This is a genomic window from Leclercia sp. UBA5958, from assembly GCF_002430365.1.
GTDB lineage: Bacteria > Pseudomonadota > Gammaproteobacteria > Enterobacterales > Enterobacteriaceae > Enterobacter > Enterobacter pneumoniae.
The window spans coordinates 673,150-694,844 of sequence record NZ_DJCE01000001.1 but is presented as its reverse complement, the minus strand read 5'-3'; the positions used below and the strand labels follow the sequence as shown (position 1 = coordinate 694,844).

General features: G+C 54.1%; 21 protein-coding genes. 19 read left to right on the top strand and 2 right to left on the bottom strand.

The features are described from left to right. The 15 genes from B2Q93_RS03410 to ccmI form a co-directional block, all read left to right on the top strand. The coding region (locus B2Q93_RS03410) for an aldo/keto reductase (protein ID WP_286931811.1) at positions 1–430 on the top strand (430 nt) is incomplete at its 5' end. A gap of 931 nt (positions 431–1,361) precedes the next feature. Continuing rightward, complete coding sequence (locus B2Q93_RS03405) at positions 1,362–2,840, top strand: SulP family inorganic anion transporter (RefSeq protein WP_286809051.1); 1,479 nt, start codon at positions 1,362–1,364, stop codon at positions 2,838–2,840. Between the two features lie 18 nt (positions 2,841–2,858). Next, positions 2,859–3,686 (top strand): universal stress protein, encoded by an 828-nt coding sequence (locus tag B2Q93_RS03400; protein ID WP_286931810.1) that lies wholly within the window; start codon positions 2,859–2,861, stop codon positions 3,684–3,686. Between the two features lie 392 nt (positions 3,687–4,078). Further along, positions 4,079–4,804, top strand: a complete 726-nt coding sequence (locus B2Q93_RS03395) for a gluconate 2-dehydrogenase subunit 3 family protein (protein ID WP_046885285.1) — start codon at positions 4,079–4,081, stop codon at positions 4,802–4,804. A gap of 36 nt (positions 4,805–4,840) precedes the next feature. Then, the gene (locus B2Q93_RS03390) at positions 4,841–6,610 is read left to right on the top strand and encodes a GMC family oxidoreductase (RefSeq protein ID WP_212475837.1); all 1,770 of its coding nucleotides are present in this window, start codon (positions 4,841–4,843) and stop codon (positions 6,608–6,610) included. A gap of 12 nt (positions 6,611–6,622) precedes the next feature. Further along, positions 6,623–7,885 carry a c-type cytochrome gene (locus tag B2Q93_RS03385; RefSeq protein WP_286931818.1) on the top strand — a complete coding sequence of 421 codons (1,263 nt, stop codon included), beginning with the start codon at positions 6,623–6,625 and terminating at the stop codon, positions 7,883–7,885. A gap of 132 nt (positions 7,886–8,017) precedes the next feature. Further along, complete coding sequence (gene ccmA, locus B2Q93_RS03380) at positions 8,018–8,641, top strand: cytochrome c biogenesis heme-transporting ATPase CcmA (RefSeq protein ID WP_286931809.1); 624 nt, start codon at positions 8,018–8,020, stop codon at positions 8,639–8,641. Then, the gene (gene ccmB / locus B2Q93_RS03375) at positions 8,641–9,294 is read left to right on the top strand and encodes a heme exporter protein CcmB (RefSeq protein WP_263617083.1); all 654 of its coding nucleotides are present in this window, start codon (positions 8,641–8,643) and stop codon (positions 9,292–9,294) included. Before ccmA ends, ccmB begins: the two co-directional genes overlap by 1 nt. A gap of 46 nt (positions 9,295–9,340) precedes the next feature. Further along, positions 9,341–10,075: a heme ABC transporter permease gene (locus B2Q93_RS03370; RefSeq protein ID WP_286931817.1), complete on the top strand. Its 735-nt coding sequence runs from the start codon at positions 9,341–9,343 to the stop codon at positions 10,073–10,075. Next, positions 10,072–10,299 carry a heme exporter protein CcmD gene (ccmD, locus tag B2Q93_RS03365; RefSeq protein ID WP_046885290.1) on the top strand — a complete coding sequence of 76 codons (228 nt, stop codon included), beginning with the start codon at positions 10,072–10,074 and terminating at the stop codon, positions 10,297–10,299. The genes B2Q93_RS03370 and ccmD overlap by 4 nt, the downstream gene beginning before the upstream one ends. Continuing rightward, a complete protein-coding gene (ccmE, locus tag B2Q93_RS03360; RefSeq protein WP_286931808.1) occupies positions 10,283–10,741 on the top strand; it encodes a cytochrome c maturation protein CcmE in 459 nt (152 codons plus the stop codon). The genes ccmD and ccmE overlap by 17 nt, the downstream gene beginning before the upstream one ends. Beyond that, complete coding sequence (locus B2Q93_RS03355) at positions 10,738–12,690, top strand: heme lyase CcmF/NrfE family subunit (RefSeq protein WP_046885292.1); 1,953 nt, start codon at positions 10,738–10,740, stop codon at positions 12,688–12,690. The genes ccmE and B2Q93_RS03355 overlap by 4 nt, the downstream gene beginning before the upstream one ends. Continuing rightward, the gene (locus B2Q93_RS03350) at positions 12,687–13,244 is read left to right on the top strand and encodes a DsbE family thiol:disulfide interchange protein (RefSeq protein ID WP_286931807.1); all 558 of its coding nucleotides are present in this window, start codon (positions 12,687–12,689) and stop codon (positions 13,242–13,244) included. Before B2Q93_RS03355 ends, B2Q93_RS03350 begins: the two co-directional genes overlap by 4 nt. Next, positions 13,241–13,699 carry a cytochrome c-type biogenesis protein gene (locus B2Q93_RS03345; RefSeq protein WP_286809048.1) on the top strand — a complete coding sequence of 153 codons (459 nt, stop codon included), beginning with the start codon at positions 13,241–13,243 and terminating at the stop codon, positions 13,697–13,699. The genes B2Q93_RS03350 and B2Q93_RS03345 overlap by 4 nt, the downstream gene beginning before the upstream one ends. Further along, positions 13,696–14,550: a c-type cytochrome biogenesis protein CcmI gene (gene ccmI / locus B2Q93_RS03340; RefSeq protein WP_286931806.1), complete on the top strand. Its 855-nt coding sequence runs from the start codon at positions 13,696–13,698 to the stop codon at positions 14,548–14,550. Before B2Q93_RS03345 ends, ccmI begins: the two co-directional genes overlap by 4 nt. 22 nt (positions 14,551–14,572) lie before the next feature. On the opposite strand, the gene B2Q93_RS03335 is transcribed toward ccmI, so the two are convergent. Then, positions 14,573–15,469: a LysR family transcriptional regulator gene (locus B2Q93_RS03335; protein WP_212475850.1), complete on the bottom strand. Its 897-nt coding sequence runs from the start codon at positions 15,467–15,469 to the stop codon at positions 14,573–14,575. A gap of 98 nt (positions 15,470–15,567) precedes the next feature. Between B2Q93_RS03335 and B2Q93_RS03330 the strand changes: the two genes are divergently transcribed. From B2Q93_RS03330 to asd, 4 genes are all read left to right on the top strand, one after another. Further along, entirely contained in the window at positions 15,568–16,515 is a 948-nt protein-coding gene (locus tag B2Q93_RS03330) for a 2-hydroxyacid dehydrogenase (RefSeq protein ID WP_046885297.1), read from the top strand. A 46-nt stretch (positions 16,516–16,561) separates the two neighbouring features. Further along, a complete protein-coding gene (locus B2Q93_RS03325) occupies positions 16,562–17,911 on the top strand; it encodes an MFS transporter (protein ID WP_286931805.1) in 1,350 nt (449 codons plus the stop codon). A gap of 105 nt (positions 17,912–18,016) precedes the next feature. After that, entirely contained in the window at positions 18,017–19,357 is a 1,341-nt protein-coding gene (gudD, locus tag B2Q93_RS03320) for a glucarate dehydratase (protein WP_286931804.1), read from the top strand. A 517-nt stretch (positions 19,358–19,874) separates the two neighbouring features. Then, complete coding sequence (gene asd / locus B2Q93_RS03315; protein WP_286931803.1) at positions 19,875–20,993, top strand: aspartate-semialdehyde dehydrogenase; 1,119 nt, start codon at positions 19,875–19,877, stop codon at positions 20,991–20,993. A gap of 186 nt (positions 20,994–21,179) precedes the next feature. On the opposite strand, the gene B2Q93_RS03310 is transcribed toward asd, so the two are convergent. After that, complete coding sequence (locus B2Q93_RS03310) at positions 21,180–21,653, bottom strand: hypothetical protein (protein WP_286931802.1); 474 nt, start codon at positions 21,651–21,653, stop codon at positions 21,180–21,182. Positions 21,654–21,695: the final 42 nt, after the last annotated feature.

The window sequence follows — 21,695 nt, the reverse complement described above, 5'->3', positions numbered from 1 at the left end:
ACAGAGCCTGTACAATCTGACCCAGCGTACGGTTGAGCTGGAGGTCATTCCGGCGCTGCGTCATTACGGCATTGGCCTGATCCCATGGAGCCCGGTCGGGATGGGGATGCTGGGTGGCGTTCTGAAAAAAATTGCCGGTGGCCGCCGGGCAACACCGCAGCTGCAGGCACAAATCAACCGCCTGCGGCCGCAACTGGAGGCCTGGGAAACACTGTGTGATGAGCTGGGGGAAACGCCATCAGACGTCGCGCTGGCATGGCTGCTGCAGAACCCTGTGGTTAGCGCCGTGCTCAGTGGTCCGCGTACAGTTGAACAGCTCCGTCAGAATCTCAATGCCCTGACGCTTTCTCTTTCAGACGATACGCTAAAAAGGCTTGATACCATCTGGCCGGGACCAGGCGGAGAGGCACCTGAAGCTTACGCGTGGTAAACGGTTATCAGTGTTAACAATTACCGGCCTTCGGGTCGGTAATTACATTATTTCGGCGAAGTTTATTACCTGAAGATGATGTACTTTTCATCAATTCTTAGATGTCCTCTTTTCGCTCAAAGCGGACCTTCCATTTCCACCTGCCTTTTGCTTTTAATTCCTTCCTGCCGTATCTCATTCGCCCTTCCATACGATTAATAAGTCCAGATCCGAGTTTAGCTTTTTTCGGATCTCCTGAGAGGAGAAGAAGGATTGCTGCTGCATAATCACAAATTCAGGTTGATTATTGCGATTTGGGGATTATTGTCTTTCAGGAAGGTAAGGGCGCTGATTATTGCCCTGAGTGGATAAGTGATCCTAACGGCGGATCAGCGACGAAGCGATACTTATCATTTTCACCCTCAACGTCCAGCCTGGCATCAGGCATCGTGTCTGGTAAGTAAAGTCCGCTTTGTGCCAAAAGCGGACATCTGAACAGAACTAAACTTCAAGTCCCGTATGCATTCTATCAACCCTGTTGAAAATGACCGGCAACATCCGGTAAAAGGAAGCGAAACGGAGCCGATTTAAACCGATGACAGCGTGCTTTGCGGGCATTTTTCATCCTCCGCGCATTGACCCCATTTACGCTTCGTGTACAGTAAAAAGGCTTTTTGCTGGGACAGTTCTGACTGTGATCTGCCCTGCGGGCATTCGTGACCAGCGCTGAAAGCCTGTACAGCCGGTCTTTCTGGTTCCTTAAGGTGCATAAATGCCTGTAAAGGAGTTAAAAAAATTATCATGCGTATTACGCCACCCTGAGTCGTACCCCTCTCTGTCGCACTGAGTAACCTCAGTCGCGCACTCAAAAACATCCCATCTGCGGATGTGCTTTTTCGTACATAAATTTTGCCCTCACGGGCTGACTGCATTCAAAAACTGAGAAACTACTATGTTGCTGTCCTCGACGCGTAAGGACTGGCTGGGTAACGTCCGTGGTGACGTCCTCGCCGGTATTGTGGTCGCGCTCGCGCTTATTCCTGAAGCGATCGCCTTTTCCATCATCGCTGGCGTAGATCCGCAGGTCGGTCTCTATTCCGCTTTCTGTATCCCCATCGTTATAGCCTTCTTTGGTGGCCGCACGGCGATGATTTCCTCCTCCACCGGTGCGATGGCGCTGCTGATGGTCACGCTGGTGAAAGACCACGGGTTGCAGTATTTACTCGCCGCCTCCGTGCTGACCGGCGTGTTCCAGCTGATTGCTGGCTACCTGAAGCTCGGCAGCCTGATGCGCTATGTGTCACGCTCGGTGGTAACCGGCTTCGTGAATGCGCTGGCGATACTGATATTCATGGCGCAGCTGCCGGAACTCACCAACGTCACCTGGCACGTATATGCTCTTACCGCTGCCGGCCTTGGTATCATATATCTCTTCCCGTACCTGAATAAAACCATCCCCTCACCCCTGGTCTGCATCATCGTGCTGACCGCCATTTCCATTTGGCTGCACCTTGACGTGCGCACCGTGGGCGATATGGGCAAATTGCCGGACAGCCTACCGGTATTCCTCATTCCTGACATCCCGCTTAACCTCGACACGCTGCTGATTATTTTGCCGTATTCCGCCGGGCTTGCCGTGGTGGGGCTGCTGGAGTCGATGATGACCGCTACCATCGTGGACGACATGACCGACACGCCGAGCGACAAGAACCGCGAGTGTAAGGCGCAGGGTATTGCCAATATCTGCACCTCGTTCATCGGCGGCATGGCGGGTTGCGCCATGATTGGCCAGTCGGTGATTAACGTGAAGTCCGGCGGACGCGGGCGTCTTTCCACGCTGACCGCCGGCGTGGTGCTGCTCTGTCTCATTATCTTCCTGCGCCAGTGGGTTTCGCAGATACCGATGGCGGCGCTGGTTGCGGTGATGATTATGGTCTCCATAGGTACCTTCTCCTGGCGCTCCATCAGCAACCTGCGATCCCATCCTCTGTCAACCAGTGTGGTGATGCTGGCAACCGTGGTGGTGGTGGTGGCCACGCATAACCTGGCATTTGGCGTGCTGACCGGCGTGCTGATTGCCTCGCTGAACTTCGCCACCAAGGTCGCCCGCTTCATGGCAGTTTCCTCTGAGCTGAAGGGCGATACTCGTACTTACACCGTGACCGGCCAGGTCTTCTTTGCGTCGTCTGACCGGTTTACCAGCCACTTCGACTTCCGCGAGGCGCTGGATCGCGTGGTGATCGACGTGACGCACGCCCACTTCTGGGACATTACGTCGGTCAGCGCGCTGGACCGCATCGTGATCAAGTTCCGCCGCGAGGGCACGGAGGTGGAAATCAGGGGTATGAACGACGCAACCCGGACCCTCGTTGACCGCTTTGGCGTGCATGACAAACCCGAAGAAGTTGAGAAGCTGATGGGCGGCCATTAATTCACAGGAGAATTCAACATGAATAACACCGTTATTGCCTGCGTGGACGGCTCGCCGTCAACCCGCCCGGTCTGTGAGTATGCGGCTTGGGCGGCCGGTAAGCTGGACGTGCCGCTTGCCCTGATGCACGTGCTGGAAAAAAATGATCCTCCCGCCGTGTCCGACCTGACCGGCACCATTGGCATCGACAGCCGGGAGCAACTGACTGAAGAGCTAGTCCGCCTCGAAGGCGAGCGCAGTCGCCTGCTGATGGCACAGGGAAAGGCCTTGCTGACTGATTGTGCGGCGCTGCTGAAGCAGGCCGGACAGCCGGAGACCCGGCTGATGCAAAAGCACGGCGCGCTGGATGAGATCCTGGCAGAGCTGGGCGATATCCGCCTGATGGTGCTGGGCCGCAGAGGCTCCCGGAATCCGGTTGGCAGTCACCTGGAAAGCGTCATCCGGTTGCAGAAGCGGCCGGTGCTGGTCGTGCCGGAAACCTTTTCGACGCCGTCACGGGTCATGTTTGCGTATGACGGCAGTGAGGCGAGCCGGGAAAACCTGATGCGCCTGACCGTTAGCCCGCTGCTGAGCGGCCTGACCTGTCATCTGGTCATGGTTAACGGCGAAGCGTCGACGCTGCAGGATGCGCAAGCGATCCTGCAGGATGCTGGGATCGTCACGGCAGCCCAGCTACTGAAGGATAAATCTGTCACCGGCGCGTTATGCCGGTATGCCGATGAGAATGGCATCGACCTGACGGTGATGGGGGCTTATGGCCATTCACAGCTGCGCCGGTTCTTTATCGGCAGCCACACCACAGAGATGCTGTCAGAAAGTCGTCAGGCTCTGCTGATGCTGCGATGAAGCGCACGGGCCTGGCTTTCAGGCCCGTTATCCGAACGTCCGCTTTTCGCTCATAGCGGACCTTGGGTCCCACCGGCATTTTGCGCTGAACCACCCCCTGTAATTGAATTTCATTTCTCTCAGAGAAGATAATAAACAAAAATGAATTTCACATATGTTTAACTTATTTTGATTGCCCGTTGTTGCAATAGTCGCTTACTTAAAAATTCATTTCTTGTAACAAAACACCATGGATATAATTAACTGGTTGTTTTTAAACATAATCTTTCCCATTGCGAACTTTTCTTTGTAAAGAAAAAGCACATCCTGTGTAAATTTAATATTGTGTTTGTGATAGTTTTGTAAATTACAATGTGAGTTCTATTGTTTTATTTGGCTTAAGGGTTTGAGAGATTGTGTTTAATAAACCAACAACCAGGCGTAAGTTTTTATTAGGCGCTCTGGTAGCACTACCAGTTACGACACTAATTGCAAAAGGTCTTACGGCAGCACAGGCGGCTGAAATGGCAGCTCCTGAACTATCAGACTATAACCCCATCTTTTTTTCAGCAAATGAATGGCAATTTATTCTTGCTGCGACAGACCGGCTAATTCCAGCGGGTGGAGCAGGCAAAGCGCCAGGCGCGCTTGAGACCAATGTTCCTATCTTTATCGATCAGCAGTTGCACGGCGATTTTGGTCGAGAAATTTATATGCAGGGTCCCTTCAGCCCGAATGCCCCGGCGTCTATGGGGTATCAGATTCCGTTCTATCCGCAGAATATCTACCATCGCGGCATTGAGCTGACCGAGCAGTGGTGTCAGCAACATTTCAATAAACCCTTCCATGCGTTAACGACGGAACAAAAAGACGACGTCCTGACGAAACTGCAAAAGAATGAGGTTGATTTTGCTGGCCTTGGCGAAAGCAATATGCACGCCTCCCACTTCTTCAGTCAGCTGCTCTCCGATACCAAACACGGTTACCTCGCCGACCCTATGTATGGCGGGAACAAAGGAATGAAGGCCTGGATAGCCATCGGCTTCCCCGGGGCCCGCGCCAGCTATCTGGAGTGGGTTAAACAGCACAACATTCCTTATCCTCTCGGTCCCGTGAGCATCAAAGGCGAACGCGCCTGAAGGGCAAAAATCAAACGTATCTGAGACAGAGTTATCATGGCACAAATCACAAAAAAAGAAGTTGACGTCGTCGTCTGCGGCCTCGGCTGGGCCGGTTCGTTGATGAGTATTGAACTGGCGATGGCGGGTCTGACCGTCAGAGCGCTTGAGAAGGGGCCCGATCGTAGCTATGACGAGTTCGCCTACCCAAAGCCTGCAGATGAATATGCCTACGCGGTGCGTAACCGTGTAATGACCACCCCTGCGGAGTCGGCGGTCACCGTCCGTTACACCATGAATGATACCGCGCTGCCGACGCGAAAGTGGGGTGCATTCGTCCCGGGCGGCGGCGTGGGAGGTTCTGGTCTGCACTGGACGGGAGTACTGATTCGCCCTACACCTACTGATATCAAGCTGAAAACCTACGCCGATCAAGCCTATCCGCCTGGCGTGCTTCAGAATGATATGCGGGTCATGGACTTCCCCTTCAGCTGGGACGAAATAGAGCCTTATTTCGACAAGTTTGAGCGCATTTGCGGTCAGTCCGGCAACACCGGTAACCTGCGTGGCCAGATCCTTGAAGGGGGGGACCCGTTTGAAGGTCCGCGCTCCGCGCCTTACCCTCTGCCAGCACTGGAAGACACGCTTAATAACGTGATGTTTGCAGAAGCGGCTAAAAAGCTTGGCTATCATCCCTTCCCGAACCCCTCTGCAGCGGTCTCCCGCGCCTGGAAGAACCCCTACGGTAACCAGATTGCGCCGTGCAACTACTGCGGCTACTGCAGTAAGTATCCCTGCCTGAACTACTCAAAAGCGTCACCGCAAACCGCCGTGATGGACGCGCTCAAGCGCATGGAAAACTTCTCCTATGAAGTGAATGCCAATGTCCTCAAAGTGGTGCTGCACGACGATAAAAAGACGGCGAAAGGGGTCATTTATATTGATGAGCAGGGCAACGAATGCTTCCAGCCTGCAAAAATTGTGGTGCTGAGCAGCTTCCAGCTCTACAACGTACACCTGATGCTGCTCTCCGGTATCGGTAAACCTTATAACCCGATCACCGAAGAGGGGGTGGTTGGCCGTAACTACGCCTTCCTGTCAAACGGCGGTGCCACGCTGTTCTTTAAGGATAAGCACTTTAACCCGTTTGTGGCCGCAGGCCCGACAGGCCAGATGTTTAATGACATCTCTCCGGGTAACTTCGACGGTCCGGGGCTCGGTATCCTTGGCGGAGCGAAAATTCACAGTTCGCAGGCAACCGGCACACCAATTGGTACCGCGTTGCCGAAAGGCACGCCGAGCTGGGGCACAGGCTGGAAAGAGGGGCTTGAGGAGTGGTATGGACACTCCATGAAGGTCAGCATTACCACAACCTGTATGTCCTATCGCGATGTCTATCTGGATCTCGATCCCACCTATACCAATGAACACGGGCAACCACTGCTGCGCCTCACCTTTAACTGGAAACAGAATGAGCTGAAGCTTCAGCAGTACCTGAAAGGCATCGTTGGCGATCTGGTTAACGAACTGAAACCGGACAGCTCCAGCATGAGCTTCCTGCCGATGGATGCCAATTTCGATCTGACCAAATATGTCTCTACCCATAACGTGGGCGGTGCCGTAATGGGGGACGATCCTAAAACCTCTGCCCTGAATAAATATCTGCAGAGCTGGGACGTGCATAACGTGTTCGTGCCCGGAGGAAATGCCTTCCCGCAGAACTTCCAGGCTAACCCGACGGATACCATTGGCGCGATTACGCTGATGTCCGCTCAGGCGATTAAAGAACAGTATCTGAAAAACCCAGGCCCATTGGTACAGGTATAAGTTATGAAGCTCTTGAACAAAAAACGCGTTTTCTTCCTTAATGCTGCACTGGCGTTCAGCGCGCTCTCCTTCCAGGCACAGGCCCAGGACGATGTTTCGCTGATCAAAAAAGGGGAATATCTGGCGCGTCTCGGCGACTGCATGGCCTGCCATACCGTGAAAGGTAAGCCGGACTACGCCGGCGGGCTGGCAATCGAGTCTGATTTAGGCACGATTTATTCAACCAATATCACCCCGGATAAAGAGCACGGTATCGGTAACTACACCGAGGAACAGTTTGCCAACGCGGTGCGTAAAGGCGTTTTGCCTGATGGCACCCGTCTGTACCCGGCGATGCCGTATCCGGATTATGCAAAAATCACCGACGAGGATATTCACGCCCTTTATGCCTATTTTATGCAGGGCGTTAAGGCCAGCAGCGAACAACCTGCGGAAACGGATCTCTCTTTTCCGTTTAACCAGCGCTGGGGAATGCGTTTCTGGAACCTGTTCTTTACGTCGGACAAACCCTTCCAGCCCATTGGCGGCGCCTCTGAACAGGTTAACCGCGGGGCCTATATTGTGGAGAGTCTGGGACATTGCGGCAGCTGCCATACCCCGCGCGGCATTGGCATGCAGGAAAAAGCCCTCGACAGCAGCGAAGCGAAGTTCCTGGCGGGCGGAAATCTGAACGGTTGGGAAGTGCCTTCACTGCGCGGACTGCCGCGCTGGAGCAACGAGGAAATTGTCGACTACCTCGAGACCGGGCGTAACGACAAAGCCGCGGTGGGTGGCGAGATGACCGCCGTTATCGAGCACAGCACTTCCCATATGACCCGTGACGATTTGCAGGCGGTGGCGGCCTATCTCAAGTTCCTCGGCGGAAACCCGGGGCTGCAGAAAGGCGATGAGCAAGCCCGGCAGAAAACCGAGGCGAAGCTGACTGCGGGACGCAATCTGACCGAAGGGGAGCGCCTCTATATCGACAACTGCGGCGCCTGCCATTTTGTCAGCGGTAAGGGCGCGCCGGGGGCTTTCCCCGAGCTGGATCAGGCTACCATTGTTAATGCTGAAGATCCTGGCGCGCTGATCCACACTATCCTTGCGGGCGCGCAGCTCCCGTCAACCGCGAAGGCGCCGTCAGAGCTGGCCATGCCTGGCTTTGCAAACCGCCTCAGCGATGACGAAGTCGCTAAGCTGGCAACCTTTATTCGTCAGGGCTGGAGTAACAATGCTTCCGCCGTCAGCGAAAAACAGGTTTCAGAGGTGCGTGAAAAGCTGCCTACCGATAAGTAAACACCCTGCTGATAGCCTTTGCTATCAGCATTTTTTTTGTGGTGTATCACCCCCGATCGCAGCAGATAACTTCAGTCTGTTCCGATCGGGTGTGCGCTTCAGTTTTGATCTTTTCAGGAATACAAAAATACTATGATCGAAGCAGATTCTCTCGCTTTTAGCTTTGATGACAGAGTGCTGTTTCATGCATTTTCTCTCCGGCTGAAAAAGGGCGAATTCGTTCAGATTGCCGGGGAGAATGGAGCGGGAAAAACCACGCTGCTGCGTATCCTCTGCGGCCTCGCGCGGCCAGAAAGCGGAGGGGTTTTCTGGGACGGTCAGCCCATAACCCGGGTGCGGGATGCCTATCATCGCCAGCTGTTATGGCTCGGCCACAAGCCGGGCATCAAGCAGGCGCTAACCGCCGATGAAAATCTTGGCTTCTTTTTTCCTCGCCTCTCGCAGCAAGAGCGTGCGGCGGCGCTGGCCGAAGTCGGCCTGGCTGGCTATGAAGATATTCCCCTGGGTCAGCTTTCGGCCGGGCAACAGCGTCGGGTCGCCCTGACGCGCCTGTGGCTCACGTCCGCCAGCCTCTGGATCCTCGATGAACCTTTTACCGCGCTTGATGCTTCGGCGATTGAGGTATTAACCCGCCGGCTTGAAGAGCATGTCCTGACGGGCGGGAGCGTTATCCTCACGACACACCAGCCCCTGCGAACGCTGCGCTGTCCACAAAGAGTAATACGGCTGGCAGATGACGCGGAGGTAGTGCCGTGATGCCCTTACTGATACGCGAGCTGCGGCTGGCCTGGCGCAACGGCGCTGAGATCCTCAATCCGCTTTGGTTCTTTTTAATCGTCATTACGCTGTTCCCGTTTGGCGTGGGCACCGATCCGCAAATGCTGGCGCAGATCGCGCCGGGAGTGGTATGGGTTGCAGCGCTGCTGGCGGCCTTGCTGGTGATGGATCGGATGTTCCGCGACGACTGGCTAGATGGTTCGCTGGAGCAGATGCTACTGCTGCCGACGCCGCTGGTTGCCGTGGTGCTGGTTAAAATTATTGCCCACTGGTTGATGACCGGATTACCGCTGATGATCGTGTCGCCGCTGGCCGCGCTGCTGCTGGGGATGAACATTCATGATGCGGTCGTGCTGGCGTTAACCCTGCTGCTGGGCACGCCGACGCTGAGCTTTCTTGGGGCGATCGGCGTCGGGCTGACGGTGGGCCTTAAGCGTGGCGGGGTATTGCTGAGCCTGCTGGTGCTGCCGCTGGCGGTGCCGGTACTTATTTTTGGCACGGCGGCGGTGCAGGCTGCCGCTCAGGGGCTACCGGTCTCCGGTTACATGGCGATTCTGGGGGCTTTCCTGACGGCCAGCGCCACCCTGTGCCCCTTCGCAACGGCCGCCGCGCTGCGGTTAACGGTTCAATAATTTCCGCGCCTTCTGGCGCTGCTGTAAGAAGAGTGTGAGCAAGTTTATGTGGAAATGGTTACATCAGCTGGCGATACCCGAGCGTCTGTACGGACTGTGCGGCCAGCTTATTCCCTGGCTGGCGGCGTTGAGCACGCTATTGCTGGCGGTTGGGCTGGTCTGGGGCTTCGTCTATGCGCCAGCCGATTATCAGCAGGGCGAAAGCTACCGGATTATGTATCTGCACGTACCGGCCGCAATGTGGTCGATGGGTCTCTATTTCGCGATGGCGGTGGCGGCTTTCGCCAGCCTTGTCTGGCAACTCAAAATGGCCGAACTCGCGATTAGCGCTATGGCACCGGTGGGTGCGGTGTTTACCTTTATCGCGCTGATCAGTGGCTCGGCATGGGGAAAACCGATGTGGGGTACCTGGTGGATCTGGGATGCCAGGCTGACCTCGGAATTGGTGCTGCTGTTCCTTTATGTCGGAATTATCGCGCTATGGCACGCCTTTGACGATCGCCGCCTCGCCGGGCGTGCAACGGCGATTCTGGTTCTGGTCGGGGTCGTTAATCTGCCCGTCATCCACTATTCAGTCTATTGGTGGAATACCCTTCATCAGGGGTCTACCAATATGCAGCAGACCATCGATCCCTCAATGCGAATGCCGCTGCGCATCTGTATCTTCGGTGTTATGAGCCTGGCGGCTACCCTGACCCTGATGCGCCTGCGTAATCTGATCCTGCGTCAGGAACGCAAACGCCCCTGGGTGGTCGCGCTGATCAGAGGAGCTACCCAATGACGCCAGCGTTCTCTTCGTTTGCCGCATTCCTGGCGATGGGCGGTTACGCCTTTTATGTTTGGCTTGCCTGCGCCGTGTCACTGGCCGCGCTGGGCATGCTGACGCTGCATACGATCTGGCAGCGCCGGGTACTGTTCAGGGAGGTGCGGCGTCAGCAGGCACGCGAGTTGCGTATGGCCGCCGCCCGTCTTAAAAAGGAGAGTGCTGATGCAAACGCGTCGTAAAACTCGCCTCTATATTGTGCTGGCGGTGCTTGGCGGCCTTGGGCTAACCATCAGCCTGACGCTTTATGCCCTCAGTTCTAACATCGATCTCTTCTATACGCCGGGAGAGATTATCTACGGCAAAACCGAGTCCCTGGCGAAACCGCACGTGGGTCAGCGTCTGCGTATCGGGGGCTACGTCCAGCCGGGTAGCGTGATCCGCGATAAGCACACCCTTGATGTGCGCTTTAAACTCTATGACGCGCGCGGCGTTATTGAGGTTAGTTACAGAGGCATATTGCCGGATCTGTTCCGCGAAGGGCAGGGCGTGGTCGCCCAGGGCGTGCTGGATAACAGCCGACATATTACCGCCCGGCAGGTGCTGGCGAAGCATGATGAAAATTACACCCCCCCTGAAGTGAAAAACGCAATGCAAGCCGCGCAGAAGGAGGCACAGCCATGATGCCGCTCCTGGGAAATTACCTCCTTTCGCTGGCTGCGGGGCTGGCCTTGCTGCTGAGTATCTACCCTATGTGGGGCGCCGTCAGGCAGGATGCGCGGCTGATGGCGCTTGCCAGACCTCTGGCCTGGGCGCTCTTTGCCGCTATTTTGGGGGCGTTTCTGCTGCTGGTCTGTGCCTTTGTCGGAAACGATTTTACCGTGCGCTACGTGGCAGACAATTCCAACAGCGCACTGCCGGTCTGGTACCGGGTTGCTGCCACCTGGGGCGGCCACGAGGGATCGTTACTATTGTGGGTGCTGTTGTTAAGCGGCTGGATGTTTGCGGTGGCGCTCTTTAGCCGACGTATGCCTCTTGATGCCGTGGCGCGGGTGCTGGCCGTTATGGGCATGATTGCCGCAGGTTTCTTACTTTTCCTGCTCTTTACCTCCAATCCCTTTGCCCTGGGGCTGCCGAACTATCCTGTTGATGGGCGCGATCTCAATCCCCTGTTGCAGGACATTGGCATGATTTTCCATCCGCCGATTCTCTATATGGGCTACGTGGGTTTGTCCGTCGCCTACGCCTTTGCCATTGCCTCCCTGCTGGCAGGACGGCTGGATACCGCGTGGGCGCGCTGGTCGCGCCCCTGGACGCAGGCCGCGTGGATGTTCCTTACCCTGGGTATCGTTCTGGGTTCCGCATGGGCCTATTACGAACTGGGATGGGGCGGCTGGTGGTTCTGGGATCCGGTTGAAAATGCCTCTTTTATGCCATGGCTTGCCGCAACGGCGCTTATGCACTCGCTGGCGGTTACGGAAAAACGCGGCAGCTTCCGCTCATGGACGGTGCTGTTGGCTATAGTCGCCTTCTCCCTCAGCCTGTTGGGAACGTTTCTGGTTCGTTCCGGCGTTCTGGTTTCGGTGCACTCATTTGCCTCCGATCCCTCCCGCGGGATCTTTATTCTTCTGCTGTTGACCCTGGCGATTGGCGGTTCACTGATCCTTTACGCGATCAAAGGCGGGCAGGTTAAAGCCCGTGTGGAACATAGTCTATGGTCGCGGGAAAGCTTTTTACTGGGCAATAATATTTTCCTGATCGCCGCCATGCTGGTGGTGCTGCTGGGGACTCTGCTGCCGCTTGCGCATAAAGCGCTGGGGCTTGGCAGCATCTCCGTCGGCGAGCCTTTTTTCAACACCATGTTCACTCTGCTGATGGCGCCTTTTGCGCTGCTGCTTGGGCTGGGGCCGCTGATTCGCTGGCGGCGGGATAATGCGGGGCGGCAGATCAAACGCCTGATGTTCTCGCTTCTGCTGACGCTTTTGTTGTCCGCGGTGCTGCCGTGGCTGCTGCAGGACAGTATCACGGCCATGTCCTTTATCGGCCTGATGATGGCGATTTGGGTATTTATCTTCGCTCTGCTCGAACTCCATGAGCGAGCCACCCACCGGCATGGCTTCTGGCGCGGGCTGCGCTCACTGTCGCGTAGCCAGTGGGGGATGGTGCTTGGTCACGTTGGCGTCGCGGTGACGGTAACCGGCATCGCCTTTAGCCAGAACTTCAGCCTGGAGCGGGATGTAAGAATGAAGGCGGGCGACAGCCTCGATATTCATCACTACCACTTTGTCTTTGAAGGCGTGCGTGATGCCATTGGCCCAAACTGGAGCGGTGGCGAAGGGATCATCAGGGTAACACGCGACGGCAAGCCTGAAGCCACGCTGCATGCCCAGAAGCGATTTTATCCCGCCAGCCGGACAATGATGACCGAAGCGGCGATCGACGGTGGGCTGACACGCGATCTCTACGCCGCGCTGGGCGAAGAGATGGATGACGGCAGCTGGGCGCTGCGCCTTTACTACAAACCCTTTGTTCGCTGGATCTGGTACGGCGGGGTGCTGATGGCGCTCGGCGGGTTATGCTGCATGCTCGACCCGCGCTACCGGATGCGTAAGAAGTTGCAGGAGTCCTCATGAAACGAAAGTTACTTTTTATCCCGTTGGCTCTTTTTTTAATGCTGTTTGCGCTGCTTTTCTGGCAGCTGATGCGCAATGCCGATGGCGAAGACCCCACTGCGCTTGAGTCGGCACTGGTGGGTAAACCAGCGCCTGCGTTTCGCCTGGAGTCGCTGACAAATCCTGGAAAAATCTATGACCGCTCTGTTTTGCTAAGCGGTAAGCCGCTATTACTAAATGTCTGGGCCACCTGGTGTCCGACCTGCCGGGCCGAGCATCAGTATCTCAAAGGGCTGGCGGAGCAAGGTGTACGCATCGTCGGTATGAACTATAAAGACGATCGCCAGAAGGCGGTGAACTGGCTGGACAGCCTCGGCAACCCCTATGCCCTAAGCCTCTTCGACGGTAGTGGCATGCTTGGCCTTGATCTTGGCGTCTATGGCGCACCGGAGACATTTTTAATTGATGGGCACGGCATTATCCGCTGGCGTCATGCCGGAGAGCTAAATGAAAAAGTCTGGCGCGAGCAGTTACAGCCTTTGTGGAAAAAATATTCGCAAGAGGCAACATCATGAGGCGCCTGGTAATGGCGCTGATGTGCCTGTTGCTGGTAGGCCACGCGCAGGCGGCAATAGAAGCGTGGCATTTCCGAAACGAGACGCAGGAGCAGCAATTCCGCGATATCACCTCAGGACTGCGCTGCCCCAAATGCCAGAACACGAGTATTGCAGATTCTGACGCGATGATTGCCGCGGATATGCGGCAAAAAGTCTTTGAACTGTTGCAGCAGGGGCAATCTCCCTCGCAAATTACCGCTTACATGGTTTCCCGCTATGGCAATTTTGTCAGCTATCGGCCACCGGTCACTGCCAGTACTCTGCCGCTCTGGCTGGTACCAGGGCTGTTTATCCTCGCGGGCATCGCATTTCTGGTGCTGCGCGTCCGGCGGCGGGAGGCGGGAGACGAAAGGCTGAGCGACGATGAACGTGCACGGCTGAATGAATTACTGGAAAAAGGATCGGAACAATGACGCTTTTTTGGGTACTGGCCGTCGCGATACTGGTCGCGGCGTTGGTCGTTTTCTGTTTTCCCTGGCAGGCTAACGGGGAAGTAGATCGTAATACTCTCAACAGAATCTTTTACCAGTCGCGGTTGCAGGAACTGGAGCGCGAGGCAAGCGGTCGCGACGAACTGATGGTGGAGCTTCAGCGTAAACTGCTGGCCGATATCCCGTCGCAAAACGTCCATGCCTCGCGTCCGCTAAGCCGTGGATGGCTGCTGCCCGGCGTGTTGGGACTGGTGATTCTGAGCACGGGTATATTTATGAAGACCAGCGGTATCCAGCAGGTCAGCCAGCTGGAGCAAGCTGAACGCCAGTTTCCGGCGCTGTACCAGCGGGCTGAAACTGCTAACGCAAAACCTCTTAGCCTGTCAGAAATGGCAACGCTCAGCATGGGGTTGCGTGCGCATTTACAGACACACGCCGATTTTATTGCCGGCTGGCAGATGCTTGGACGGCTTGGCATGGTATTGAACGATGCGGCAACGGCGAAAGGTGCATTTGAGCGCGCCTATCAACTCTCGCCAGAGGACAGAAAAATAGCCTTCGACTATGCCAGCGTCTTGATCCGTCTGGGTGATCGGGAGCAGGTGCGCCAGGGAGAGTTGCTTACGGAGGATATGCTCAAATCACAGCCTTCAAGCCCGGCGTTGCTGGAATTACAGGCTTTGAGCGCGTGGCGGCAGGAAAGATACTCACATGCTGCTGAACTCTGGCAGCGCGTATTGAACGTCTTACCCGCAGACTCGCCTCTGCGCAAGTCGATTCAGCTGAACATAGATGAAGCACACAGGCACATGGCAAGTGGTCCAGATCGCTAGCAAAGGGGTAGCGGGGCAGGATTTACCCAAGGCTTTCATCCCCAATCCATTGCGTGAGCAGTCGTAAAAAAACGGGCAGAACTGGATTGGTATTCACACGCGAATACACCAAAAAATTATGTGCCTGTATATCCACGTCATCCAGAGCCATATAAGTCACGTTCGGAAAGCCCAGCGTTCTGGCTGACGCCGGAACAATGGCACAACCTAAACCTGCGTTTACCAGTCCGAGTATGGTGTGAGTCTGCGCCAGTTGATACTTATAATCTGGCACGATGTTATGGAACGCGAAAAGATCGGTGATGCGGTCAAAAAAATAACGCGCCTCATCCGGGCTGTACAAAAAGAAGGGCTGTCCGGCAAAAGCGCTGAGCTGAATTTTACGTTTTCTGGCCAGCTCATGATCGATATGGAAAGCGCCCACCAGTGCTTCACTTTTTAATGGGAGGTAGTCAAGTGAAGGATTTAGTGGGACTTTGCGCACAAATCCCACATCAATAGACTCATTTTCAATCGCGATGATTTGTTTGTTAGACACATTCTCGTGCAGCTGAATATTCAGTCCAGGCAACGCGGCATGTAAATTCTTGAGCAATGCAGGGATAAATGCCCACGAGAAAACTGCTGTAAATCCAATAGATAAGGTCCCACTTTCGCCATTCAAACATGACTGCGCAGTAAACGTGAATTGCTCAGCCTGCTGCAAAAGCTGATTCGCTCTTCCCAGCAATTGTTCGCCAAGAAATGTCAGTCTGACGTGACGGTTGTCACGTTCAAAAAGCGCGCCTCCCAGGCTTTTTTCTAACAGCTGTATCTGTCGGCTAAAAGGGGGTTGCGTCATGTTAAGACGCCTGGCAGCGCGCCCAAAATGCAATTCTTCCGCGAGTACTACAAAGCAGCGAAGCTGGTGAAGATCCATGATTTAATTTTTGAATTAAAGTATGCCGTATTTATATTATACAGGTATTACTGGTCTGTTCATGCTCAATGTTAATTCACCTCACAAAGAGATATTTCATGACAGACTACATCGACCCTCCTCATATTCTCCTGACACAGCCTGTTCCTGAGGAAACCGACAGGGTTCTCACCCGGGATTATATTGTTCACCGTTTATACCTGGACGCTGACCCTGAATCACTGCTGGAGCAGGTCGGGCCGTACATTTCTGGTGTCATCACCGGTGGCGCAAAAGGATTGTCCCGCAACATGATGGAAAAGCTGCCGCAGCTTAAAATTGTCGCCATTAGCGGCATTGGCACGGATGCGGTGGACTTGAATTATGCTGCGCAGCGGGGCATCAGCGTGACGACCACGCCGGGCGTACTCACGGACGACGTAGCGGATATGGCCTTTGGTTTACTGATTTCCACGCTGCGTCAGATGGGAGAAGCGGAGCAGGTCGTCCGTAACGGTCTGTGGCCACAGACCAACCTGCCTCTTGCCAGAAAAGTCACCGGCATAACCCTGGGGATCGTCGGTATGGGACGAGTGGGGCAGGCGATTGCCCGCCGGGCTGAGGCCTTTAATATGACGGTCCTTTATAACAGCAATAATCCTGTCCCCGGCCTCGCGTACCGTTTTATAAGTGATATCAATCAGCTCGCGCGCGACGCTGATGTTCTTATACTGGCCGCATCTGCAGACGGCGGGCAACTCATTATCACCGATGCGGTTCTTGATGCTTTAGGCCGGGACGGTTATTTCATCAATATTGCCCGCGGCAAGCTGGTGGATGAAGACGCACTGCTTGCCGCTCTCACGCAAGGGCGTATCGCCGGTGCAGGACTGGATGTTTTCGCTCACGAACCTCATGTTCCTGAGGGTTTTTTAGCTTTAAAAAATGTCACTTTGCAGCCACATCGGGCCAGCGCCACCTTACAGACCCGAATTGCAATGGGCGAGATCGTGCTGGAAAACCTGGCTGCCTGCTTTAACGGTAAGCAACCACCGCATCAGGTTTAAGTTCATGTCTACCTCTTTCCCTACATCTATATAAAAGAGAGCCATCATGACAAGTAAAGACGCTGATCTCACCGGGGCGGTAACGTACAGCGTTCCGCGTTACCGTTACCGGGTATTAGGGCTGATTTTTATTATCACCGTAATCAATTATGCCGATCGTGCCACGATGTCGATTGCCGGTACGTCAGTGGTAAAAGCGCTTCAGTTGGATCCTCTCATGCTGGGTATGATTTTTTCAGCATTTGCATGGGCGTATGCGCTGGGGCAGATTCCTGGAGGGTGGTTGCTGGACCGCTTCGGTGCTAAACGGGTTTATGGCACAAGTCTGGTGTTATGGTCACTTTTTACGGCGCTACAGGGTACTGTCGGCTGGATGGGAATGACAGGGGCAGCCGCCGCCATGACGCTTTTCATCATGAGATTCATGCTCGGATTGGTAGAATCGCCTGCGTTTCCGGCTAATTCACGTATCGTTTCAAGCTGGTTTCCAACAAGTGAACGTGGGCTCGCCTCTGCATTGTTCAACTCGGGTCAATATATGGCTGTGGTTGTATTCGCCCCCATTATGGCCTGGCTGACGCATGCGTGGGGATGGGAACACGTTTTTCTGTGGATGGGGGGCGTTGGCTTCGTCCTGGCAGTCTACTGGTTCATCTTTTATCAGGAACCGCATAAGGATCCGCGCCTGAGCGACGAGGAGAAGGCGTTTATGAAATCAGGCGGGGCCCTGATTGATTTGGATGCCGAGCGTGGAAAAAGCAAAAAAGGGGTGACCTGGCATGAAGCGAAACAACTCTTTATGCATCGTAATTTATGGGCTGTTTATCTTGGACAATATTGTATCACCGCCTTGACCTATTTCTTTATCACATGGTTCCCGGTGTATTTAATTCAGGGTCGCGGCATGACCATCATGGAGGCTGGATGGGTGGCCGCTTTACCGGCAATTTGTGGTTTCAGTGGCGGTATTCTGGGCGGTTTTCTCTCCGACAGGCTCATTGCCAGAGGCGTCCATCCCTCCAGAGCGCGTAAGATTCCATTTATTATCGGGATGATGCTTTCAACAATGCTGGTGTTCGCCAATTTTGTCGATGCCAATAGTGCCGTTATTTTTCTGATGGCAATGGCGTTCTTCGGCAAAGGCTTTGCCGCTGTTGGATGGGCCGTATTATCTGATATCGCACCCAAAAATATGATTGGTTTGTGTGGCGGGGTATTTAACGGTATCGGAAATATTGCCGGTATTATAACGCCTGTTGTTATCGGCTATGTCGTTGCAGTCACTGGATCTTTCAATAACGCACTCTGGTTTGTTGCTGCGCACGGTATTTTGGCGGTGATCAGCTATCTAATTGTGGCGCGTCAATTTGAACGCGTTCAGGTATCAACGTCTTAATTGTTGGCCCCTCGCTGCGCTACCGATAATAGCGCAGAATAATTTCAATGCTGACATCGATCGCATATTAAGCGCGGTTTAGTCTGTACCCGAAAGGAAATTATTATGAATATCTTTAATTCAACGCCTGTAGTGACCGAAATGAAAGTCATCCCCGTAGCGGGCTATGACAGTATGCTGATGAATCTGAGTGGCGCTCATGCGCCATTCTTCACGCGGAACATCGTCATTATTAAAGATAACTCAGGTCATGCTGGCGTGGGCGAAGTTCCGGGTGGCCAAAAGATCCGTCAGACCCTGGAAGAGGCGGCTACGCTGGTGATAGGCAAGAGCATAGGTGAATATAAAAATGTGCTGAAGGCCGCGCGCAGTCATTTTTCTGGCCTTGATGCAGATGGCCGTGGTTTGCAGACCTTTGACCTGCGCACCGCTATCCATGTTGTTACGGCGATGGAGGCGGCATTGCTGGATTTGTTAGGCCAACACCTGGGGGTTAACGTCGCGTCGCTGTTAGGTGAGGGTCAGCAGCGCAACGAAGTGGAAATACTGGGGTATCTTTTCTTTGTTGGCGATCGCAAGCGTACGCCGCTGCCTTATCAGAGTCAGCCAGACGATGCTTGCGATTGGTACAGGTTACGCCACGATGAAGCCATGACGCCACAAACGGTTGTACGACTGGCGGAAGCAGCGTATGAAAAATACGGCTTCAACGATTTTAAGCTCAAAGGGGGTGTCCTTGCAGGTGAAGAAGAAGCAGAGACAATTGTGGCGTTGGCAAAACGCTTCCCACAGGCCCGCGTGACGCTGGATCCGAACGGCGCATGGTCACTGGATGAAGCTATTAGCATTGGTAAATACCTGAAAGACACCCTGGCCTATGCGGAAGATCCGTGTGGCGCAGAGCAGGGCTATTCCGGGCGTGAAGTCATGGCGGAGTTTCGACGTGCCACCGGCCTGCAAACCGCGACCAATATGATCGCCACCGACTGGCGTCAGATGGGCCATACCCTTTCGCTGCAATCCGTAGATATACCGCTGGCGGATCCGCACTTCTGGACTATGCAGGGCTCGGTGCGCGTGGCGCAGATGTGTCATGACTTCGGTCTTACCTGGGGCTCGCACTCTAACAACCACTTTGATATCTCGCTTGCCATGTTCACCCACGTGGCCGCCGCCGCACCGGGAAACATTACGGCCATTGATACACACTGGATCTGGCAGGAAGGCAACCAGCGCCTGACCAAAGAGCCGTTTGAAATTAAAGGGGGCATGGTACAAGTGCCCACAGCCCCGGGCCTGGGGATTGAGCTGGATATGGATCAGGTAATCAAAGCCAATGAGCTCTATCAAAAACACGGTCTCGGTGCGCGGAATGACGCTATGGGTATGCAGTTTCTGATCCCCGACTGGACGTTTAATAACAAACGCCCGTGTATGGTGCGTTAATCTTCAAACAGAGACGATTCAGGTCCCTGAATCTGACTTATTGATCCGGTCATGGTTCTTTTATTACCGACCAGACGATGAGACACATCTTCCTGTTACTGCAAGATTCGGCACCCCGGCAGGGTTTACGCTCGCCAGGGTGTCGATGATTTCCATACCCGTTGAAACGCTATCAATTCCCAGGCTTTCAAAGCCGGGGCGTATTCCTGGGTTACATACCCTGATCTCCGCTGCGTGCCAAAAGCGGACATAGGGGAGCCTCTTCTTCAATGTTCGTAATGCGTATTCTCTCCTTTAATTGCATCTATTTTTAAGACGGCCCTAACATAATTCTCATCAATATCATAGAGTTAATAAGGCGTTTTATCTGTGGGAGGGATAAAGAAAGCTGATGCCTTATGAAACATTTTAATAATCACCTAATCCCATGCACTTCGTAATGACCTTTATTTAGGGATGAGATATAACGAGCTTCGAAAATAATTAACATTCTCATAACGTTGTTGAGGTTAAGCATATGAAGCAAGTTGGCATTGTGGGTTGGCGAGGAATGGTCGGTTCTGTTTTGCTGCAGCGGATGCTGGAAGAAAATGATTTTAAGGACATTTCTGCGCATTTTTACAGTACCTCCAGCGTAGGGGCTGCGGGACCTGTCATTGATGGCATAAGCTATACGCTTAAAGATGCGTACTCCATTGATGCGCTTGCGGAAATGGACATCATCATAACGTGTCAGGGCGGCGATTATACTAAAGCGGTTTACCAGGCCTTGATGGCTCATGGTTGGGAGGGCTACTGGATTGATGCGGCCTCAGCGCTGCGGATGGATGAAAGAGCCTGCATTATTCTCGATCCCGTGAATCGCACCCATATCGATCGTGCCGTCAAAGAAGGTATCAAGCTCTTTGTCGGTGGCAATTGTTCGATCACGCTTAGTCTGATGGGGCTCGCCGGGCTGATAAAGGCAGATCTCATTGAATGGATGAGCGTGATGACCTATCAGTCCGCATCGGGTGCCGGTGCTCAGTATGTACGGGAATTAATCACGCAATGCGCCTATATAAGCAGCCATTTGTCCGCCGATGAACTGGCATCGTCAGGTTCAGTACTTCCGTTAGTTAATAAGGTCAGTGAACTGATTAATAGCGCTGAAATGCCGACTCAGAACTTCGGCGCGCCTCTAATGGGTAGCATCATTCCATGGATTGATAGCGATTTAGGCGATGGCAACAGCCGTGAAGAGTGGAAGGGTGAGGCAGAAACGAACAAAATCCTTGGCCTGTGTCCCGGAACGATCCCGGTAAACGGTTTGTGTATACGGGTCGGCGTGATCCGCTGCCACAGTGCTGCCATAACCCTGAAGCTCAAGCGAGAAGTTAGCGAAGCGGAATTTGCAGATTTAGTGGCGCATGCTCATCCCTGGGTTAACTATGTGCCTAATAACAAGGAAAAGAGTGTCAGCAAATTGACTCCTGCCTATATCAGCGGTTCGCTCCAGGTGGGCATTGGCCGTTACAAGAAAATGTCGCTGAACAATGACCCGATTTATTCGGTTTTCACGGTAGGTGATCAGCTCTTGTGGGGCGCGGCCGAACCTTTGCGCCGCATGTTAAATATTCTGCTCGGCAGAGTTTGATTCATTTTATTAAGACCAAAGCACCTACCCGGCAGGTGCTATTGTTGTGTGGCGTCGCGTTATAGTCTGCTCCGCCGCAAAATTGATGAGCATAGATGGCTTACGTCATCGTCCGCTTTTGCCAGAAGCGATAACCGACAGCTTCATGATGGCTTGCCGATAACATCTTTTGAAGCAGGAGGGTGTTTAATGGCGATTTGGGCGCGTTGCCAGGAAGACCACCGCGGCTCCGAGAGCAACGATGAGCGTATCTTCAATCAGACCGCTTCTGGTCTGACCTATCCCGGCGATGGCCTTTTTACGCGCCGCAAGTGTGGCATAGGCGAGTGGCACAGCGGCAGAAATCGCGACGGCTGCGCCGGTTTTCTCTTTTCCGCGGGGTGCCAATGCGGCGCCTGCAATCCCGGCACTCGCTACGCGTGCTGACAAACCCAAAAACACAGTGCGGTCTGGCGCTGACTTCATCTTGTCGCCAAAGAGTTCACCTATACCCATCGCTAACGCGCCGAATTTGAATAGCGGACGATCCAGCAGTAAAAGACGGCCCGACGTGTTGCGCCCGACAATGCGTGCTGCAGCGATGGATGCCATCGGCGTCATGGAACGGCAGCTGGCAACAATGCCGATTAAGGCAGAATAGACAAACTCAGTGACTTTCATTAATTATCTCCCGGAGAAATAGACGCTTTGCAATTTTAAGCC

What these genes read in the sequence shown, in the direction of transcription:
- B2Q93_RS03400 (WP_286931810.1), top strand. Translation starts at nt 2,859, where the DNA reads ATGAATAACACCGTTATTGCCTGCGTGGACGGCTCGCCGTCAACCCGC.
- B2Q93_RS03335 (WP_212475850.1), bottom strand. Translation starts at nt 15,469, where the DNA reads ATGGATCTTCACCAGCTTCGCTGCTTTGTAGTACTCGCGGAAGAATTG.
- B2Q93_RS03345 (WP_286809048.1), top strand. Translation starts at nt 13,241, where the DNA reads ATGAGGCGCCTGGTAATGGCGCTGATGTGCCTGTTGCTGGTAGGCCAC.
- B2Q93_RS03405 (WP_286809051.1), top strand. Translation starts at nt 1,362, where the DNA reads ATGTTGCTGTCCTCGACGCGTAAGGACTGGCTGGGTAACGTCCGTGGT.
- ccmA (WP_286931809.1), top strand. Translation starts at nt 8,018, where the DNA reads ATGATCGAAGCAGATTCTCTCGCTTTTAGCTTTGATGACAGAGTGCTG.
- B2Q93_RS03355 (WP_046885292.1), top strand. Translation starts at nt 10,738, where the DNA reads ATGATGCCGCTCCTGGGAAATTACCTCCTTTCGCTGGCTGCGGGGCTG.
- asd (WP_286931803.1), top strand. Translation starts at nt 19,875, where the DNA reads ATGAAGCAAGTTGGCATTGTGGGTTGGCGAGGAATGGTCGGTTCTGTT.
- ccmE (WP_286931808.1), top strand. Translation starts at nt 10,283, where the DNA reads ATGCAAACGCGTCGTAAAACTCGCCTCTATATTGTGCTGGCGGTGCTT.
- B2Q93_RS03350 (WP_286931807.1), top strand. Translation starts at nt 12,687, where the DNA reads ATGAAACGAAAGTTACTTTTTATCCCGTTGGCTCTTTTTTTAATGCTG.
- ccmI (WP_286931806.1), top strand. Translation starts at nt 13,696, where the DNA reads ATGACGCTTTTTTGGGTACTGGCCGTCGCGATACTGGTCGCGGCGTTG.
- ccmB (WP_263617083.1), top strand. Translation starts at nt 8,641, where the DNA reads ATGCCCTTACTGATACGCGAGCTGCGGCTGGCCTGGCGCAACGGCGCT.
- B2Q93_RS03330 (WP_046885297.1), top strand. Translation starts at nt 15,568, where the DNA reads ATGACAGACTACATCGACCCTCCTCATATTCTCCTGACACAGCCTGTT.
- B2Q93_RS03390 (WP_212475837.1), top strand. Translation starts at nt 4,841, where the DNA reads ATGGCACAAATCACAAAAAAAGAAGTTGACGTCGTCGTCTGCGGCCTC.
- gudD (WP_286931804.1), top strand. Translation starts at nt 18,017, where the DNA reads ATGAATATCTTTAATTCAACGCCTGTAGTGACCGAAATGAAAGTCATC.
- B2Q93_RS03310 (WP_286931802.1), bottom strand. Translation starts at nt 21,653, where the DNA reads ATGAAAGTCACTGAGTTTGTCTATTCTGCCTTAATCGGCATTGTTGCC.
- B2Q93_RS03370 (WP_286931817.1), top strand. Translation starts at nt 9,341, where the DNA reads ATGTGGAAATGGTTACATCAGCTGGCGATACCCGAGCGTCTGTACGGA.
- ccmD (WP_046885290.1), top strand. Translation starts at nt 10,072, where the DNA reads ATGACGCCAGCGTTCTCTTCGTTTGCCGCATTCCTGGCGATGGGCGGT.
- B2Q93_RS03325 (WP_286931805.1), top strand. Translation starts at nt 16,562, where the DNA reads ATGACAAGTAAAGACGCTGATCTCACCGGGGCGGTAACGTACAGCGTT.